This is a genomic window from Ideonella aquatica (assembly GCF_018069755.1).
Lineage (GTDB): Bacteria > Pseudomonadota > Gammaproteobacteria > Burkholderiales > Burkholderiaceae_C > Ideonella > Ideonella aquatica.
The window spans coordinates 211,391-228,617 of record NZ_JAGQDE010000004.1 but is presented as its reverse complement, the minus strand read 5'-3'; the positions used below and the strand labels follow the sequence as shown (position 1 = coordinate 228,617).

Annotated in this window: 16 protein-coding genes and 2 tRNA genes; 12 read left to right on the top strand and 6 right to left on the bottom strand. The window is 70.0% G+C overall.

Annotated elements, in window-relative coordinates; all coding sequences use genetic code 11:
- Positions 1-21: 21 nt before the first annotated feature.
- A complete protein-coding gene (locus KAK06_RS07370; RefSeq protein ID WP_210801284.1) occupies positions 22-1,881 on the bottom strand; it encodes a type IV pilus assembly protein FimV in 1,860 nt (619 codons plus the stop codon).
- A gap of 138 nt (positions 1,882-2,019) precedes the next feature.
- Between KAK06_RS07370 and KAK06_RS07365 the strand changes: the two genes are divergently transcribed.
- From KAK06_RS07365 to KAK06_RS07350, 4 genes are all read left to right on the top strand, one after another.
- On the top strand, positions 2,020-2,799 hold the full coding sequence (locus KAK06_RS07365; protein ID WP_210801283.1) for an oxepin-CoA hydrolase, alternative type: 780 nt from the start codon (positions 2,020-2,022) through the stop codon (positions 2,797-2,799).
- A 73-nt stretch (positions 2,800-2,872) separates the two neighbouring features.
- On the top strand, positions 2,873-3,577 hold the full coding sequence (locus tag KAK06_RS07360; RefSeq protein WP_210801282.1) for a Crp/Fnr family transcriptional regulator: 705 nt from the start codon (positions 2,873-2,875) through the stop codon (positions 3,575-3,577).
- A gap of 46 nt (positions 3,578-3,623) precedes the next feature.
- Entirely contained in the window at positions 3,624-4,712 is a 1,089-nt protein-coding gene (locus KAK06_RS07355) for a phosphotransferase (RefSeq protein ID WP_375140880.1), read from the top strand.
- Positions 4,713-4,751: 39 nt separating this feature from the next.
- Entirely contained in the window at positions 4,752-5,972 is a 1,221-nt protein-coding gene (locus KAK06_RS07350; RefSeq protein ID WP_210801281.1) for an acyl-CoA dehydrogenase family protein, read from the top strand.
- Between the two features lie 24 nt (positions 5,973-5,996).
- On the opposite strand, the gene KAK06_RS07345 is transcribed toward KAK06_RS07350, so the two are convergent.
- Positions 5,997-6,674 (bottom strand): hypothetical protein, encoded by a 678-nt coding sequence (locus KAK06_RS07345; RefSeq protein WP_210801280.1) that lies wholly within the window; start codon positions 6,672-6,674, stop codon positions 5,997-5,999.
- Positions 6,675-6,715: 41 nt separating this feature from the next.
- On the opposite strand from KAK06_RS07345, the gene KAK06_RS07340 reads away from it, so the two are divergent.
- The 3 genes from KAK06_RS07340 (at position 6,716) to KAK06_RS07330 (ending at position 9,762) form a co-directional block, all read left to right on the top strand.
- Positions 6,716-7,411, top strand: a complete 696-nt coding sequence (locus KAK06_RS07340) for a glutathione S-transferase N-terminal domain-containing protein (protein WP_210801279.1) — start codon at positions 6,716-6,718, stop codon at positions 7,409-7,411.
- 27 nt (positions 7,412-7,438) lie between these two features.
- Positions 7,439-7,515 (top strand) — tRNA-Arg (locus tag KAK06_RS07335).
- A gap of 129 nt (positions 7,516-7,644) precedes the next feature.
- Positions 7,645-9,762: a methyl-accepting chemotaxis protein gene (locus KAK06_RS07330; protein WP_210801278.1), complete on the top strand. Its 2,118-nt coding sequence runs from the start codon at positions 7,645-7,647 to the stop codon at positions 9,760-9,762.
- Between the two features lie 25 nt (positions 9,763-9,787).
- On the opposite strand, the gene KAK06_RS07325 is transcribed toward KAK06_RS07330, so the two are convergent.
- From KAK06_RS07325 to KAK06_RS07315, 3 genes are all read right to left on the bottom strand, one after another.
- A tRNA-Pro gene (locus KAK06_RS07325) sits at positions 9,788-9,864 on the bottom strand.
- Between the two features lie 36 nt (positions 9,865-9,900).
- The gene (gene rraA, locus KAK06_RS07320; protein WP_210801277.1) at positions 9,901-10,401 is read right to left on the bottom strand and encodes a ribonuclease E activity regulator RraA; all 501 of its coding nucleotides are present in this window, start codon (positions 10,399-10,401) and stop codon (positions 9,901-9,903) included.
- 43 nt (positions 10,402-10,444) lie between these two features.
- Positions 10,445-11,701 (bottom strand): MFS transporter, encoded by a 1,257-nt coding sequence (locus KAK06_RS07315; protein ID WP_210801276.1) that lies wholly within the window; start codon positions 11,699-11,701, stop codon positions 10,445-10,447.
- A 142-nt stretch (positions 11,702-11,843) separates the two neighbouring features.
- Here KAK06_RS07315 and KAK06_RS07310 point away from each other — a divergent pair, with 142 nt between their 5' ends.
- From KAK06_RS07310 to KAK06_RS07290, 5 genes are all read left to right on the top strand, one after another.
- Entirely contained in the window at positions 11,844-12,473 is a 630-nt protein-coding gene (locus tag KAK06_RS07310; protein ID WP_210801275.1) for a hypothetical protein, read from the top strand.
- A gap of 63 nt (positions 12,474-12,536) precedes the next feature.
- Positions 12,537-13,649 (top strand): quinolinate synthase NadA, encoded by a 1,113-nt coding sequence (gene nadA / locus KAK06_RS07305; protein WP_210801274.1) that lies wholly within the window; start codon positions 12,537-12,539, stop codon positions 13,647-13,649.
- A complete protein-coding gene (nadC, locus tag KAK06_RS07300; RefSeq protein WP_210801273.1) occupies positions 13,649-14,524 on the top strand; it encodes a carboxylating nicotinate-nucleotide diphosphorylase in 876 nt (291 codons plus the stop codon). The genes nadA and nadC overlap by 1 nt, the downstream gene beginning before the upstream one ends.
- Before the next feature lie 70 nt (positions 14,525-14,594).
- The gene (locus KAK06_RS07295) at positions 14,595-15,653 is read left to right on the top strand and encodes a hypothetical protein (protein ID WP_210801272.1); all 1,059 of its coding nucleotides are present in this window, start codon (positions 14,595-14,597) and stop codon (positions 15,651-15,653) included.
- A 103-nt stretch (positions 15,654-15,756) separates the two neighbouring features.
- The gene (locus KAK06_RS07290; protein WP_210801271.1) at positions 15,757-16,041 is read left to right on the top strand and encodes a late competence development ComFB family protein; all 285 of its coding nucleotides are present in this window, start codon (positions 15,757-15,759) and stop codon (positions 16,039-16,041) included.
- A gap of 18 nt (positions 16,042-16,059) precedes the next feature.
- Here the strand turns inward: KAK06_RS07290 and KAK06_RS07285 are convergent, their stop codons facing one another.
- A complete protein-coding gene (locus KAK06_RS07285; protein ID WP_210801270.1) occupies positions 16,060-17,217 on the bottom strand; it encodes an HD-GYP domain-containing protein in 1,158 nt (385 codons plus the stop codon).
- Positions 17,218-17,227: the final 10 nt, after the last annotated feature.

Genomic DNA, 17,227 nt, shown 5'->3' with positions numbered 1-17,227 from the left:
CGACCCAGCGATTCAGGCGGTTCAGGCCTTGGGTTCGCCCGGCCGAGGCTCGGTGGGCTGCAGCTCAAGGTTGAACGAGGTCAGGTCGTAGGCGTCGTCCCGGCCGTTCACCGCCTCATCGCCATGGGGTGCCGGGGCACTGGCCGCGAAGGCGGCATCGTCGCCGATCGGCAGCAGCAGGTCCACGTCGGCCGCGGTCACACCCTCTTGCTGGTACAGGTCGCGCGCCAGCGAGTACAGCAGCAGAACGTCCTTGTAGGCCGGCAGGTCGAACAGCTCCTGCAGCTCGTCATTGCGGAAGAGCATGGCCTCCAGCACCGCCATCGCGTTCAGCGGCGAGGACCACAGGCCTTGCAGACGCTGCACCACCTCGGGGTACTCCTCCAGCGTGCGGCCATGCTGCGGGCCCTGGTCCCAGTCGGGCGCATAGGCATTGAAGCGGCGGTTGAAGCGCGCGCGGATGCGCTCATAGGCCGTGCGGTCACCCTGGCGGCGGTAGATCTCCAGCAGCTTGGTGTACGGCAGGGGGCTCTGGCCGCCGGTGCCGCGCAGGTGCGACATCAGCAGGTCGACCGCAGCATCTTCCTGGCCCAGGGCAATGAAGAAATCGGCCTGCTGCTCCAGGTCCAGCAATTCTTCCACCGAGACTTCGCGCGCCGGCGACTGGCCATCGACGATCGAGGACTGGGCGTCGGCCATCATCGGGGCCGTGAAGGGTTGGGTGCGCTCGTAGGCGGACGGCGCCGAGGCAGGGCCGTCGAAATCGACCACCACCCGCGCACCGGTGTGCTCTCCTTCATCGGCCTCCACCTGTGCTGCCGGGGCCGCTGCCGCAGCGGGCGCGGCACCATCGCCCCACCACGGGCTGTCGACCTTGCTCTCGGGCAGGATGGAGGCGCCGGCGTCAGCGCGCTCGGGTGCGCTCTGGCCTCGTTGGCGCCACAGCAGCCATCCGACCAGGCCACCGGCCAGAACCAGCAGGCCCAACAGCCACGGAACCAGGCGGCTGCGACCCTCGGACTCGGCCAGACGCGCCTTCAAACCGGTTTCGGTGCGGCGGTAGGCGCTGGCTTCCTGCTTCAGGTCGGCCAGCGTCTTCTCGAGCAGGCGCAGGCGTTCGGACTCGCTGTCCAGGCCGTCGCCCGCGCCGGAGGCTGCCGAGGCGCTGCCGGCCGGCATGAACACCGGGTCCTCGATGTCCATGCGCAAACGCGGACCGCTGCCGACATCCAGCAGCAGACGCGCCACCTGGCGCTCGCCGGCTTCGGCAGGGGCCCGTGGGGTCGCCGCTGCGGCAGCGGGTGCCACCTTGGCAGCCGACTTTGCCAGCGACTTGACCACCGGGGCCTCGGCACGGCGCACGGGCGAGGACGGACGGTCGCGGCGCACCACGGAATCCGGGCTGCGACCGCTGCGCGGACGCGGCGACACCAGGTCCGACCCGGCCGCCAACGGCCGATCAGACAGGCTGGACGACGGCAGGGTCGGCGACGACAGAGCCATCAGCGGGGGATCCAACAGCGCGGTGAAGCGGCGCATGAAGCGTCGTTCGCACCCCGCGCTGACCGCCACCTCAACCACCGGCTCCAACAGCGGCACCGTGGTGGTGATGCGGGCATTCCACTCGGCCGGATTGGCCGTGGGCGTGACGCTCACACGCACCTGGCTGGAGACCAGCAGGTTGTCGCCCGCGGTGACTTCTGCGTGGATGCACTCGGCGTAGAGCTGTTCGCCCTGGTCCAGTCGGATGGGCACCAGCAGCGACAGCGGCTGGCCCAGAACGCCGGCAGGCGTGACCCGCCCGAAACCGACCGCGTGGGCACCAAGAGGCGCCACCGAGGCCGCCAGTGCGATGACGAGCGTCGCGCGGGGGAGAGCCATGCCGTGTGTGGGGATCGCTGTAAGGGATTGTTCGGAGCACTCTAACACGAGTGGCTCGCTATCCGTGCCCCAAGCGTGGGGGTGTGGCACCGATGCAAGAATGGTGTGTCTCTTGCCTGCGACCACGCTCCCACTGCCATGACCGCCACCGTCCACACGCAGCAGGTTGACCGCTGCAGCGTCCTCACGCTCAGCGACCCGGGCAGCCGCAACGCGCTGTCTCCCGTCCTCTACGCCGCGCTGGTGGAGGCGCTGGACACCGCCGCTGGCAACCCCGAGGTGCGCAGCATCGTCTTGACGGGCGAAGGCGGCCATTTCTGCGCGGGCGGTCACCTGCAGCGCCTGGAGCGGGCCCGTCAGGGCAGCCGCGCCCAGCAGGCCGAGGCGATCAATGCCTTGCACGGCCTGATCGAGACGCTGCGCGCCGTGCCCAAGCCGGTGATCGCGGCGGTCGAGGGCGCGGCGGCCGGCGCCGGCTTCTCGCTGGCCCTGGCCTGTGACCTGATGGTGGCCGCACAGGACGCGCGCTTCCTGCTGGCCTATGGCCGGGTCGGTCTGACCCCGGACGGCGGCGCCACCTGGTTCCTGAGCCGCAGCGTGCCGGCCCAGCAGGTGCGCGAATGGGTCTGGCTGGCCGAGCCGATTGCGGCCCAGCGCCTGCAGCACCATGGACTGATCAACCGGCTCAGTGCGCCCGGCGCGGCACTCGGCGATGCACTCGCCCTGGCCGAACAACTCGCGCGCATGGCGCCCAACGCCGTGGCTGGCGCCAAGTCACTGCTGAGCTCGGCCGACGAGCGCCCACTGCGTGCCCAGCTCGATGCCGAGCGCGACGCCTTCCTGGACCAGTTGTTCCATGACAATGCGGGGGAAGGCATCGCGGCCTTTCTGCAACGCCGCCCTGCTGCATTCAAGTAAGCGACGGCCGGCGGCCGCCCCGCGTTTTCACTGATCCACTGCGCGACCCGTGTTGTCGCGCCCGGGACAAGCCATGAACACCCCCGTTCTTACAATCGACGAGCGTCACAACATCGAAGCAGGTGCATGGTTTTCGTCACTCTCGCACGCGCTGCGCTCGGCCATCCTGGCCCGTGCCCACGTGCGTCGATTGAACGATGGCGCCATGTTGGCGGCACGCGGCACGCCGGCCGAAGACTGGATCGGCGTGGCCAAGGGTGCGGTGCGGGTGAGCTCGGTCTCGCTGTCGGGCAAGCAGGTCACGCTGACCTATGCCGAGCCGGGCACCTGGATCGGCGATGCCGCACTGTTCGACGGCCTGCCGCGCACCCACGATGCCTCGGCCCATGGCCCCACCACGCTGCTGATCGTGCGCAAGCCCGACTTCAAGGAGCTGCTGGCGCAGCATGTCGAGCTCTACGATGCGCTGCTGCGCTTGAACTGCCGGCGCCTGCGCCTGATGTTCAACCTGATCGAAGACCTCAACACCCGCCCTCTGGCCGCGCGCCTGGCCAAGCAGCTGCTGATCCTGGCCAAGAGCTACGGCATCTCGCAGGGCGAGGAAATCCGCATCGGTCTGCAGCTGGCGCAGGAAGACCTGGCGCAGTTGCTGGGCGCCTCGCGCCAGCGCGTCAACCAGGAGCTCAAGGAGCTCGAGCGCGAGGGCGCGCTGCGTGTGGAGCCCACGCGCCTGGTGGTGCTCTCGCGCGACAAGCTGCTGGCCGCCGCCGACCGCTGAACCACCCGGGGCTGCGTCGCCGCTTCCCCGGCGGAGACTGACCCCGATGGACCATTTCACTGGCACCCGCCCGGTGGCCGAGCGCCACCGCTTCGACACCGACGCCCTGGCGCGCCACCTGCAGGCCCACCTGCCGGGCTTCGAGGGCCCGCTCAGCGTGGAGCAGTTCAAGGGCGGGCAGTCCAACCCCACCTACCTGCTGGTCACGCCGCAGCGGCGCTACGTGATGCGCTCCAAGCCGGGCCCGGTGGCCAAGCTGCTGCCCTCGGCGCACGCGATCGAGCGCGAGTTTCGCGTCATGAGTGCGCTGGCCGACACGCCGGTGCCAGTGGCCCGCATGCACCTGCTGTGCGAGGACGAGTCCATCATCGGCCGCGCCTTCTACGTGATGGAGTATGTGCAGGGCCGCGTGCTGTGGGACCAGACGCTGCCGGGCATGACCCCAGACCAGCGGGCCCCCATCTACGACGAGATGAACCGCGTCATCGCCGCGCTGCACACGGTGGACGTGGCCGCGGTGGGTCTGGCCGACTATGGCAAGCCCGGCAACTACTTCGAGCGCCAGATCGGCCGCTGGAGCAAGCAGTACCTGGCCTCGGTCACCGGACCGAACCCAGCCATGGACCGCCTGCTCGAGTGGTTGCCGGCCCACATCCCGGCCGGTGCCCGTGACGAGCGCGAGATCGCCATCGTCCACGGCGACTACCGTCTCGACAACCTGATCTTCCACCCCGACGAACCGCGGGTGATCGCCGTGCTCGACTGGGAGCTGTCCACCATCGGCCACCCGCTGGCTGATTTCAGCTACCACTGCATGGCCTGGCACATCCCGCCGGGCACCTTCCGCGGCATTGGCGATGTCGACCACGCCGCGCTGGGCATTCCGCTGGAGACCGACTACGTGCGCCGCTACTGCGAGCGCACGGGCCGGGCTGACCCGCAGGCGCTGATGGCCGACTGGGATTTCTACCTCGCCTACAACCTGTTCCGCATTGCCGCCATCGCCCAGGGCATTGCCAAGCGGCACCAGGACGGCACCGCCTCCAGCGCCCAGGCCCAGGCCTATGGCGACGCCGCGCCAGCCCTGGCCGATCTGGCCTGGGGCTTTGCCCAACGCGCCGACGGCGGCCGCTGACCCCCTTCCCACCCCGCTTTCCGTCCCACAGGAGACACCATGGACTTCGGCTATTCGCCGCGCACGCAGCAACTCCGCGAGGCCGTCTCGGCCTTCATGGACGAGCACGTCTTTCCCAACGAGGCCCGCTACTGGGACGAGCTGCAGGCCAACACCCAGGCCGGCAAGCGCTGGACGCCACTGCCGGTGATCGAGGAACTCAAGGTCAAGGCCCGCGCCGCCGGCCTGTGGAACCTGTTCCTGCCCGAGAGCGATCTGGGCGCCGGCCTGACCAACCAGGAGTACGCGCCACTGGCCGAGCTGATGGGCCGCGTGCTGTGGTCCAGCGAGGTCTTCAACTGCTCGGCCCCGGACACGGGCAACATGGAAGTGTTGGTGCGCTACGGCACGGCCGAGCACAAGGAGCGCTGGCTCAAGCCGTTGCTGGCCGGCGAGATCCGCTCGGGCTTTGCGATGACCGAGCCAGCGGTGGCCTCCAGCGATGCCACCAACATCGAGGCCCGCATCGAGCGTGACGGCGACGAGTACGTGATCAACGGCCGCAAGTGGTGGACCAGTGGCGCAGGTGATCCGCGCTGCAAGGTGCTGATTTTCATGGGCAAGACCGACCCCGAGGCGCCGCGCCACTCGCAGCAGTCGATGATCCTGGTGCCGATGGACGCGCCCGGCGTCACGCCGATCCGTCCGCTGACCGTGATGGGCTACGACGACGCCCCGCACGGCCACATGGAGATTGACTTCAAGAACGTGCGCGTACCGGCCAGCAACATCCTGCTGGGCGAGGGCCGCGGCTTCGAGATCGCCCAGGGCCGCCTGGGCCCGGGCCGCATTCACCACTGCATGCGCCTGATCGGCCTGGCTGAGCGCGCGCTGGGCCTGATGTGCCAGCGCTCGCTGCAGCGCGTGGCCTTTGGCAAGCCGATCGCCCAGCAGACGGTCACCCAGGAGCGCATCGCCGAGGCCCGCTGCATGATCGAGCAGGCCCGCCTGCTGACGCTCAAGGCGGCCTGGATGATGGATGTGGCGGGCAACAAGACCGCCAAGGCCGAGATCGCGATGATCAAGGTGGTGGCGCCCAACATGGCCTGCCAGGTCATCGACTGGGCGATCCAGGCCCACGGCGGCGCCGGCATGTGCCAGGACTTCCCGCTGGCCTTCTACTACGCCCAGGCCCGCACGCTGCGCTTTGCCGACGGCCCGGACGAGGTGCACCGCAACGCGATCGCCAAGATCGAGCTGGGCAAGCACGCGGCGCGCTGAGGCCGCCGGACCTGCGTCAGCGGGTCAGGATGGGTCGTCCGCGGGCGCGGGCGGCTCGTCAAAGCCGGCCAGGCTGCGCCGGGCATCGGCCAGCGCCTGCTCGAACAGGGCCACCAGTTCAGCCAGCACCACCGGCTCGGCCTGGGCCAGGCCGGCACGCAGCGTCAGCACCGACTGCTGCAAGGTCATCACCAGCGGCGTCAAGGGGTCGCGCTGCATGGCCTGCGCCAGGCGCTCGCCGGTGGGACTGGCCAGCCAGGCTTGCAGGAAGGCGTCGACATTGCCAGCGGCGCCCAGCACATCGCGCAGCGGCCCCAGCTCGGTGCTGCCCAGCCGCGTGGACACGGCCAGCCAGCGCACCTCTTCCGGCAGCGCCTCGTCCAGGTGGGTGCGCACGGAGTCGGTGAACGACTGGTACAGCTCGGCCTCCAGCGCGGCCTGCAAGGCGCGCGGCAGCACGACGGCATGCGCCTCGGGCTCGACGGCCAATGTGGCGCGCAAACGCATCTCCTGCGGCCCCAGGTAAAGCCGGTGCGATGGCCCCCACTCCAGGCGCCAGTCGGCGGATTCAATGACGAAGCCGTCCTGGGTGCGCGCGGGCTTGAACTGCCAGCCCCGCAGCTGTGCCCAGGCCTCCAGCGCCGCCGGATCGGTCGGGCCGCCAGCGGCGGCCGGGCGCCTGCGCTTGATCCAGTCGAACATCACTGGGTTAGAGTGCCGGGGACACTGCCAAGGAGCACAAGATGATCGAAGTGTATTCGTGGGCCACGCCCAACGGTCACAAGGTGCACATCATGCTCGAGGAATGCGGCCTGCCCTACCGCGTGCACGCGGTGGATATCGGCGCCGGTGAGCAGTTCGACCCGGCCTTCCTGGCCATCAGCCCGAACAACAAGATCCCGGCCATCGTCGACCCCGACGGTCCTGACGGCGCGCCGATCTCGCTGTTCGAGTCCGGCGCCATCCTGCTTTACCTGGCCGGCAAGACCGGCCGCTTCCTGCCGGCAAGCACGCACGGCAAGTACGACGTGCTGCAGTGGCTGATGTTCCAGATGGGTGGCGTTGGCCCGATGCTGGGCCAGGCGCACCACTTCCGCATCTACGCCCCGGAGAAGATCAACTACGCCGTCGAGCGCTACACCAACGAGGCACGGCGCCTGTACAAGGTCATGAACGCGCGCTTGGCGCGTTCCACCTACCTGGGCGGCCACGACTACAGCATTGCCGACATCGCGGTCTACCCCTGGCTGCGATCCTGGAAAAACCAGGGCATCGCCTGGTCCGACTATCCGCACCTGAAAGGTTGGTTCGACGAAATCGGCCAGCGACCTGCCGTCCAGCGCGGCTGCGAGGTCCTGGCCGATCGCCGCAAGCCGATCGCCAATGACGAGCGCGCCCGCGAGGTGCTGTTTGGCGACCGCCAGCGACAGCAGCGCTGAAGCACCCCACTAGAATCCCGGCGGTCACTGCCCGTAGCTCAACTGGATAGAGCAGCTGCCTTCTAAGCAGCAGGTCGGGGGTTCGAGTCCCTCCGGGCAGGCCAGCCCAGCCAATCCGGCCAACTGGACGGCAGGAGCCGTTCTGCTCGGCCGATTCCCTGCGCGCGGCCGGCGTCAGACTCGCTGTCCACATGGCCGCATGTTGCGGTCGCGTGCCTCGCGAGGACCCCAACGTGCAACAGGCTGCCCGGCTGACGATCGACCCTTCTGTTTCTTCGCTGCCCATGGCGGCACCGGCGGGCCTGCTGGCGCTGGGTGGTCGGCTTTTTCAGCCGCTGGGCTTCCGGTGGCGCGCCTTGCTGGTGGCGCTGCTGATCCTGGTGCCACTGCTGGGTTTGCTGGCCTGGCAGGCGCGCGGCGAATACCTGCTGGACCTGGCCGGGCGAGAGGCCGCCGTGTCCGACCATGTGCGTGCCGCCCGCGGCGTGCTGGCCTGGGCCCACGCCCAGGAGCAGGCGGGCACCCTCGACCGCGCCCAGGCACAGGCGCTGGCGCGCCAGATCGTGGCCGGCATGCGCTACGGCGACAACGACTACTTCTGGATCAACGACATGGACGCGGTGATGGTGATGCACCCCACCAAGCCCGAGCTCGACGGCAAGGACATGTCCAGCTTCAAGGACCCCAACGGCCTGGCGGTGTTCACCCGCTTCGTCGAGGTGGTCCGGCAGCAGCAGGCCGGCCTGGTGGCCTACCAGTGGCCCAAGCCCGGCGCCGCCGAACCGCAGGACAAGCTCTCCTATGTGGCCGGCTTCCAGCCCTGGGGCTGGGTGATTGGCACCGGCGTCTACGTCGACGACGTGCTGAGCGCGGCCCGGCAGCGCTGGCAGCGCATGGCCTGGATCGTCGGCGGCGTGCTGCTGCTGGCGCTCACGGCCTTCGGCAGCTTCTACCAGGCCACGGCCGGCGGCCTGAGGGCTGCCGTCGCCGCCGCCCAGGCCGTGGGTGCTGGACAACTGGACCAGCGCATTGCGCAGCTGCCCGGGACCAGCGAGGAGGCCCGATTGCTGCAGGCACTGCGCCAGATGCAGGGCGATCTGCGCGAGCGCATCGAGCGTGAATCGGCCGTTGCCGCCGACAACCTGCGGGTGCGCCAGGCACTGGACAGCAGCGCCACCGCCGCGCTGATTGCCGACGCCCGGCACCAGGTGGTCTACGCCAACCAGGCGATGCGCGCCCTGGCGGCCCGCCATGCCGGCGCCTGCGGCCACCACGCACCGACGCTGGCCACGCTGGCGCAGGGCCAGGGTGACCTGGCCAGCCTGCAAGGTCAGTTGTTGAGCGGCGGCAGGCTGGACGACCTGGTCCGCTCCAGCGACCGCCTGCTGGACTGGGATAGTGCCCAGTTGCACACCAAGACCAGCCCGATCATCGACGCCGCAGGCCGCCGTTGCGGCACCGTGGTGGAGTGGCTCGACCGCAGCGAAGAAGCGCGCGCCGAGCGCCGCCTGACCGAGGTGGTCGAGGCGGCCGCGGCGGGCGATGTCAGCGTGCGCCTGGACGGCGCCACGGGCGGTGGTTTCACAGCCACCCTCTCTGGCCTCTTCAACCGCCTGCTCGACACCGTGTCGAGCACCCTGTCCGAGGTGATCGACGCCTCGGCGCAGCTACAGCAGTCGTCCATGCAGGTGGCTTCGACCGCGCAGTCGCTGGCCCAGTCGGCCGCACAGCAGGCTGCCAGCCTGGAGCAGACCACGGCCTCGCTGCAGGAGATGACGCAATCGATCCGCGGCAACTCGGACCGTGCCGGCACTGCCGAGGACGTGGCCTCGCGCGCCGCCCAGGATGCCTCGATCGGCGGCGACGCTGCTGCCCGCACGGCGCAGGCCATGCGCGTGATCGCCGGCAAGGTGGCCATCATCGACGACATCGCCTACCAGACCAATCTGCTGGCGTTGAACGCGGCGATCGAGGCCGCCCGCGCGGGCGAGCTGGGCAAGGGCTTTGCCGTCGTGGCGGCCGAGGTGCGCAAGCTGGCCGAACGCAGCCAGTCCTCGGCGCAGGAAATCGGTCAGTTGGCCAAGGCCTCGGTCGATACCGCCGAGCAGGCCGGCAGCCTGCTGCAGCAGATGCAACCGACGATCGGCGCCACCACCGAGCAGGTCCACGCCATTGCCCAGGCCAGTGCCGACCAGGCCCAGGCCGTGGCGCAAATCACCGGCACGATGGACCACCTCAACCAGGTGACCCAGCACAACGCCGCGGCCGCGGAAGAGCTGTCGGCCACTTCGGAGCAGATGCTCTCCCAGGCTGAAGCGCTGCAGGCGCTGATGGCCCGCTTCACGGTCTGAGGTGTCAGGAACCCGCGCGGCGGGTTGGTCGGGGCGAGAGGATTCGAACCTCCGACCCTCTGCTCCCAAAGCAGATGCGCTACCAGACTGCGCTACGCCCCGACGAAGTGGCGCATTGTAGCCGCGCGGCGTGCCCGTTCAGGGGCGCGTCGGCAGCACCACGATGCCGTCTTCGTCGGCCACCAGATACTCGCCGGGTCGGATCAGCAGGCCATCGATCTGCACGGGCACGTCACGCAGGCCCTGGTCCTTGCGGTCGGTGGGCATGGGCGTCAGCGCCAGCGCGACCACACCCACCTGAGCGGCGGCCAGCTCGGCCTTGTCGCGCACGGCGCCCCAGACCACCACGCCAGCCCAGCCGTTCTTCGCTGCCGCTTCGGCCAGCAGGCCGCCCACCATCGAGCGGCGCACCGTGCCCCCGGCATCGACCAGCAGCACGCGGCCCTGGCCCGGCGTGTTGACCGCCTCCTTGACGCGCGAGTTGTCGTCCAGGCACTGCACGGTGCTGAGCGTGCCGGCAAAGCGCGTGCGCGCGCCATAGTGGTGGAACACGGGCGGCAGCACGCGCAGCGCGCCGCTGCTGTCGGACTTGTGTGCGTCACACAGGTCACAGGTGGAGGGGGTGGTGTCGGCGTTCATGGGCGCCGATTCTGCCGCGCCTGCCCGACGCCGGGCTTGCAGCTCAGGCCGCCAGGGCCGCGCGCCGCCGCGCCACGCCCGCGCCCACCAGCCAGGCCGATCCCACGCCGCACAGCAGCGCCAGACCCGCGCCCCAGAACACGGCTGACGGCTGCTGGTGGTCCATCAGCGCGCCAAAGGCCGGGGCGGCCAGGGCAAAGCCGATGTCCAGCCCCGAGTACACCGTGCCATAGACACGCCCGGTGGCGCCGGGCGGCGCCGCACGCTTGATCAGCATGTCGCGCGACGGTCCGGCCAGGCCGGTGCCCAGTCCGGCCGAGGCGGCCACGATCATGGCCAGCGGTCCGGGCAGCAGACCGCTGGCCACCAGCCACAGCACACCGGCCGAGGCCAGCAGGCACAGCGCAATCAGGCGCTCCAGCCGCTCGGCCCTGCCCACCAGGAAGCCGCCCATCACCATGCCCACCGCCCCGAACAGCATGAAGCCGGTGACGATGAACGAGGTCAGCTCGAGCGACAGGCCGTAGAGCTGCTGCAGCGCCGGGCTGGCAAAGCTCTGGATGGCGCTGAGCGCGCAGGTGGTCCAGAAGAAGAAGCTGAAACACAGCCACACCGAGGGCAGGCGCAGAAAGGCCAGCGGATGCTCGCCCGGCGCGGCCGCGACCGCCTGCTTGCTGGCCGAGGCCAGCCCCGCGGCGCGGTCGTCGATGGCCGCACGTTGCCACCACAGCACCGCCAGCACCAGCAGCGCCCAGACACTGGCGCTGGCCGTGGCCACGCGCCACGAGCCGCTCAGCGCCGTCAGGCCGGTCAGGAACACCGGCGCCGCGGCCCAGCCCAGGTTGCCGGTGATGCCATGCACCGAGAACGCGTGGCCCAGATTCTTCGCTGAGACCCGCTTGTTCAGGATGGTGAAGTCGGCCGGATGGAAGGGCGCGTTGCCCAGACCGGCCAGCATCGCTGCCAGCATCAGGCCGCCATAGCCCGGGGCCAGCGCCGCCGCCACGCCAGCCGAGGCAAAGCTCAGCATCGCCAGCATCAGCACCGGCCGCGCGCCAAAGCGGTCGACCACGAAGCCGGCCAGCGCCTGGCCCACGCCCGAGATGACAAAAAAGGTGGATACCAGCAGGCCCAGCTCCGCATAGCTCAGCCCGAAGTCCCGGATGAACAAAGGGAACAGCGGCGGCAGCAACAGATGAAAGAAGTGTGAGGTTCCGTGAGCCAGTCCCACCAGGCCGATGGTGGTGGCGTCGTCGCGCAGCCGGGCGGGCGGCGCGGTGCTTGTGAGGGAGTCGGACATCGTGCCGGCATCTTAGCGACCCCCACCGGCACACGGTGACACAACCAGAGACAGCCCAGCGCAGCCCATGGCCTATGGTGGCACCATGCCTTCAACCCGCCTTGCTGAACGCACCGAACGCCCTCCGTTGTCACTGCGCATCGTGCCTGACCTGCCCGTGCGCCACGCGGGCACACTGGAGCTGGTCGACAGCGAATTCATGGCCACCGCCCTGGACTCGCGCTGGCAATCAGCCGGCCCGCTGCCCGACGAACGCCAGGACCTGCTGCTGCTCGACCCCGCGCTGCGATGGGCCCCGGCCATCATGCAGGCGCTGGCCGAGACCACCGGCGCACCGCTGGCGCGGGTGCGCGTGCTGTCGCCGGTGGCGCTGCGGGAAGTGGCGGTGATCGACGAGATCCGCCTGCCGCGCGAGGATGGCTTGCCCTGCATCGTGCGCCACCTGCACACCCGGCGGCTGGAGCCCGATCGGCCGTCGCCGGCCATGACCCGGGTCTGGCGCCGCACCCGGCTGGCGGTGATGCTGGCCGATCCGCAACAGGACGCCGAGGCCACCCGCTGGGTGCTGATGGTGGCGGCCCAGGTGCGCCGGCTGGGCGAGGAAGGGCCGCCCTGGACCATCCTGGGGTCGCCGTCGGTGCGCGACGTGGCCAGCCACCTGGCCGACAGCCCGCTGTGGATGCAGCGGCTGCGCTTTGAGCCGCCGCCAGCCCGCCACGGCGTGTCCGAGGCCTGGAACGCGGTGTTCAAGGCCTGGCAGCAGACGCGTTAGGCGCCGCGGCGGTACCATGCGGGGCTGATTTCGCCGGGCGGCGCGGCGCGCCGCCGAAGCCCCATGTCTGACACCGTTTACGAGTACACCCGACAGGACGCTCAGGGCCAGAGCTGCACGCTCAGCGCCTGGGCCAAGGTGCCCGCCCCGCTGACGCCCAGCCAGCGCGATGCGCTCAAGGCCCGCGCCCGCGAGTTGCTGGCAGCCCGCAACGCGGTGCTGGTGGCGCACTACTACGTCGAAGGCGAGCTGCAGGACCTGGCCCTGGAGACCGGCGGCATCGTCGCCGATTCGCTGGAGATGGCCCGCTTCGGCCGCGATCACGCCAGCCAGACCCTGGTGGTGGCCGGCGTGCGTTTCATGGGCGAGAGCGCCAAGATCCTGTCGCCCGGCAAGACCGTGCTGATGCCCGACCTGGACGCCACCTGCTCGCTCGACCTGGGCTGCCCGGCCGACGACTTTGCGGCGTTCTGCGATGCCCACCCCGACCGCACCGTGGTGGTCTACGCCAACACCAGCGCGGCGGTGAAGGCCCGCGCCGACTGGATGGTGACCAGCTCCTGTGCGCTGGGCATCGTCAACCACCTGAAGGACCAGGGCCAGAAGATCCTCTGGGCGCCCGACCGCCACCTGGGCCGCTACATCCAGCGCGAGACCGGCGCCGACATGCTGCTGTGGCAGGGCGACTGCATCGTCCACAACGAGTTCAAGGGCGTGGAGCTGCAGCTGCTGAAGGCCCAGCACCCGAATGCGATGGTGCTGGTGCACCCCGAATCGCCCGAGAGCGTGGTGGCGCTGGCCGATGTGGTGGGATCCACCTCGCAGATGCTGAGCGCGGTGATCAACGGCAGCGCGCAGGAGTACATCGTCGCCACCGACAACCTGATCATGCACCGCATGCGCCAGCTGGCCCCCGGCAAGACGCTGATCGAGGCCCCCACCGCCGGCAACAGCGCCACCTGCAAGAGCTGCGCGCACTGCCCCTGGATGGCCATGAACGGCCTGCAAGGGGTGGTCGACTGCCTGGAGAGCGGCAGCGGCGAGATCCACGTCGATCCCGTGATCGGCCAGAAGGCCCACGGCTGCATCGACCGCATGCTGGCCTACGTGGCCGCCCACCCGGCGGCGCTGGCGCCCAAGGTCCAGGGCATGGTCAAGGGCATTGGAGCCGCCTGATGCACTTCGACCACAACGAAACCCTGGAAGAGGCCCGGGCGCGCAATGTGCGCGATGCGCTGTTCGAGGACATCGGCCGCTGCGACTGGACCGGGCAGCTGGTGCCCGACGGCCGGCGCGTGCGCGCCCGCGTGACAGTGCGCGAGAACGCCATCCTGTGCGGCCGCGACTGGTTCGACGCCTGTGTCACCACGCTGGACCCGCAGGCCCGCGTGCAGTGGCACTACGCCGAAGGTGCGCGCATGAGCGCCGCCACGCCGGTGTGCGAGATCGAGTCCGACGCCCGCGCCCTGCTGTCGGCCGAGCGCCCGGCGCTGAACTTCCTGCAACTGCTGTCCGGCACCGCCACGATCACCCGTCGCCACGCCGACGCCATCGAGGGCGCCAGCCCCAACCCGCGCGGCTGCGTGGTGCTCGATACCCGCAAGACCCTGCCCGGCCTGCGTCAGGCCCAGAAGTACGCGGTGCGCGTGGGTGGCGGCGCCAACCAGCGCCTGGCGCTGTGGCACGGCATCCTGATCAAGGAAAACCACATCGCCGCGGCCGGCGGCATCCCGCAGGTGCTGGCCCAGGCCCGCGCCTTGAACGCCGGCGTGGACGTGCAGATCGAGGTGGAAAGCCTGGCCCAGTTGCAACTCGCGCTGGCGCATGGCGCCACCAGCGTGCTGCTCGACAACTTCAGCACCGACCAGATGCGCGAGGCCGTGGCCCTGACCCAGGGCCGTGCGCTGCTTGAGGCCTCGGGCGGCATCACGCTCGACGGCCTGCGCGAGATCGCGTCGACCGGCGTCGACCGCATCTCGATCGGCAAGCTCACCAAGGACGTGATGGCCACCGATTACTCGATGCGCGTGCTAGATTCGCTGACGGCCTGAGCCCCTGCGCGCTGCGCGATCCAACACAGGGGCACGGCCAGTCACACCCCATGTTCCAGGGAGGAACGCGATGACCAAGACACTGTGCGCCGGCCTGCTGCCGTTGACCCTGCTGCTGAGTTCGTATTCGGCCTGTGCAGCGGGCCCCTATTACGCCCAAGCCCTGCAAGTGCGCCATGATGCTCGGGGCTTCACGCCATGGGCCCTGAACGCCAATGGCCAGATTGCGGGTGCGGCCTGGGGTGCATTGCGCCAACGTGCGATGGTCAGCGGCGCCAATGGCCAGGACATGCTGGCGGTCCGCACGCCCCTTGATGGCGACCACGATGCCTGGGCGACCGGGATCACCGACAGCGGACGCGCTGTGGGCTGGCTGCGCTCCCTGTGGTCGGGTGACCAAGGGTTCTACACCGACCCCAAAGGAAGGAAATGGACCCCGGTCCTGGCGCCCACCTGGGCCACCAGGGCTGTTTTTGCTGGCGTCAACGGCAACGGTCTGGCCACCGGGTATGCCTCGCTGAAGGCATCGGGCCAGGCGCACGCCATCCTGGGCCCACTCGAGCAGGTGGCGCCAATCGACCTGGGGACGCTGGGCGGATCAAGCTCCTGGGGTTACGCCGTCGACAGCAGCGGCCGCGTGGTGGGCGAATCAGACACTGGCAACAGCAATTCACCGCGCCAGGCCTTCATCACCGGCCCGGGGGGTGCCGCCATGCAAGCGCTGGAGTCGACCCCCTCCTACCGCAGTGCAGCGCGGGCGATCAGCGACACCGGTTGGGTCGCGGGCTGGCGCCAGGCAGACGCCGCCGCGGTCTCGATGGCCTTTGTCCAGCACCCATCGATCGGTCTGCGCGTGCTGAGCCTGCCCAACGGCGGCACCGGCGAGGCCCTGGGGGTGGATGCGCAAGGCCACGTGGTCGGCTGGACGCGCAACGCCCAAGGTGACTGGACGGCCTTCGTGACAGAGGCGGAGGGGGGCACTGTGGTGGACCTCAACGCCGTCACCGTGGGGCTGCCGCGCCGGTCCAGGCTGGGCTGGGGCTTTGCGATCAACGCCCGCGGCCAGATCGCGGCGGCCGACACGGACGGCAAGGCCTACCTCCTGTGCCCGACGCCGGGCTGCCTCTGAGCGTTCCCGACGGGGCTTCTCTGATGCCAGCGCTCGCAGTTTTGGCGGGTCTTTGCGCGCTTTTTCACGCCTGCGCCGGGCTCAGTCGCGCCACACTGGGCGGATGGACATCACCTCGATCCACAACTGGTACGAACGCGCCGTCTTCAATGAAGTCATGGCGCAGGCGCAGGCCTTCCCGCACCTGCTGGGCAATGACGATGTGCTGGCCGATGTGGCCTGCGTGGCATTGAACCGGCTGCCGCCGCGCTACATCCGGCATGACGTCGACCTGGCCTTCTTCCAGACCGAGCGCGAGCGCACCGACAGCGAACGCGCGGTGGTCGAGTCGGTGGAGTTTGCGCTGGGCTTCGTGCAGGCGCGCAACGCGATGCGGGCGCGCAGCTGAGGTCGTGAACCGGCCGGGTCAGGCCGGAATCAGCCCGTAGACCCGCTCGGCAGGCACCCGGGGCAGCCCCTTGCGGTCCAGCACCGGGCCCGTGATCGCGTAGGCGGCGTCCGCCGAATTGCGGGCCAAGGTGGCGGCCACCGGCTGGCCCTGCGTGTTGGTGATCGTGGCGACGAGCGGCGTCGTGGCATTCGGGCCGCGGTGGGTGACCACCGCAATCTCACCGCTCTTCAGCTGCACCAGGTCGCCCGGCGGGTACAGGCCCAGCTGCTTGATGATGCCGGTGGCCATCGGGCCGCCCTTCTCCTCCTGGAACAGCTGCTTCGCAGCCACCTGGATCGGCAGCGCCTGGCGGATCGCCCGGGCGCTGATCTTGGCGGTGAACACATCGGCGGTGCGCAGCGCGTGGGCAAGCTCGCAGACCTGGGTCAGGCCGGCCGGGTAGCCGCCGCCGTCAGGCCGCTCGTGGTGCTCGCGCACCGCCTGCAGCCAGGCCTCGTCGGTCACGCCGGCCTTGCGCAGCAGGGCCTCGGAGGCCAGCGGATGGGCCCGGATCAACTCACGCTGGCGGGTGGTGGGCGGGTCGGTCTGCACGGCCATCTGGGCCTGCAGCTCCAGCGTCGAGACATTCATCGTCATGGCCGCGGCCACCAGCCGTCGCGCGGTGGGGGCGTCCCAGCCCAGGTGGCGCGACAACAGCAGGGCGACCACCGCCGAATGCTGCGCATGCTGCAAGGCGTAGAGCGCAAAGCGCGGATCGGGCGGGCGCACCACCATGAACAGCGCCACGTCCACATGCCGGTCGACCCGCTCGATCAGGCGCTCGGCCAGCCACAGTAGCGCGGCCTCCTGACCGGGCTGGCCGGCCAGCACCTGGCGCAGCAAGCCATCGAGCTGCCAGATCATCTCTTCCCAACGGTCGAACAGGGTCGGGGCGCGACGGGGTGCGTCAGCGGCGGGCTGCGCCTTCTGGCGCTGGGCGCGCACGGCATCGGCCACGGCCCGGTCCACCCAGGCGCCGCGGGCGACCAGGGCCTCCAGCTGGGACTCGCTGACCACCACATGCCCCTCGGCCAGCAGACGGCGCTCGTGGGGATCGAGCACATGGAAGGGCAAGGCCATGCCCACCACCAGCAGGTCAAGCACCTCGCTCAGCGGCTGTCGGATCACGCTCATCCACGGTCCT

What these genes read in the sequence shown, in the direction of transcription:
- KAK06_RS07370 (WP_210801284.1), bottom strand. Translation starts at nt 1,881, where the DNA reads ATGGCTCTCCCCCGCGCGACGCTCGTCATCGCACTGGCGGCCTCGGTG.
- KAK06_RS07365 (WP_210801283.1), top strand. Translation starts at nt 2,020, where the DNA reads ATGACCGCCACCGTCCACACGCAGCAGGTTGACCGCTGCAGCGTCCTC.
- KAK06_RS07360 (WP_210801282.1), top strand. Translation starts at nt 2,873, where the DNA reads ATGAACACCCCCGTTCTTACAATCGACGAGCGTCACAACATCGAAGCA.
- KAK06_RS07355 (WP_375140880.1), top strand. Translation starts at nt 3,624, where the DNA reads ATGGACCATTTCACTGGCACCCGCCCGGTGGCCGAGCGCCACCGCTTC.
- KAK06_RS07350 (WP_210801281.1), top strand. Translation starts at nt 4,752, where the DNA reads ATGGACTTCGGCTATTCGCCGCGCACGCAGCAACTCCGCGAGGCCGTC.
- KAK06_RS07345 (WP_210801280.1), bottom strand. Translation starts at nt 6,674, where the DNA reads ATGTTCGACTGGATCAAGCGCAGGCGCCCGGCCGCCGCTGGCGGCCCG.
- KAK06_RS07340 (WP_210801279.1), top strand. Translation starts at nt 6,716, where the DNA reads ATGATCGAAGTGTATTCGTGGGCCACGCCCAACGGTCACAAGGTGCAC.
- rraA (WP_210801277.1), bottom strand. Translation starts at nt 10,401, where the DNA reads ATGAACGCCGACACCACCCCCTCCACCTGTGACCTGTGTGACGCACAC.
- KAK06_RS07315 (WP_210801276.1), bottom strand. Translation starts at nt 11,701, where the DNA reads ATGTCCGACTCCCTCACAAGCACCGCGCCGCCCGCCCGGCTGCGCGAC.
- nadA (WP_210801274.1), top strand. Translation starts at nt 12,537, where the DNA reads ATGTCTGACACCGTTTACGAGTACACCCGACAGGACGCTCAGGGCCAG.
- nadC (WP_210801273.1), top strand. Translation starts at nt 13,649, where the DNA reads ATGCACTTCGACCACAACGAAACCCTGGAAGAGGCCCGGGCGCGCAAT.
- KAK06_RS07295 (WP_210801272.1), top strand. Translation starts at nt 14,595, where the DNA reads ATGACCAAGACACTGTGCGCCGGCCTGCTGCCGTTGACCCTGCTGCTG.
- KAK06_RS07290 (WP_210801271.1), top strand. Translation starts at nt 15,757, where the DNA reads ATGGACATCACCTCGATCCACAACTGGTACGAACGCGCCGTCTTCAAT.
- KAK06_RS07285 (WP_210801270.1), bottom strand. Translation starts at nt 17,217, where the DNA reads ATGAGCGTGATCCGACAGCCGCTGAGCGAGGTGCTTGACCTGCTGGTG.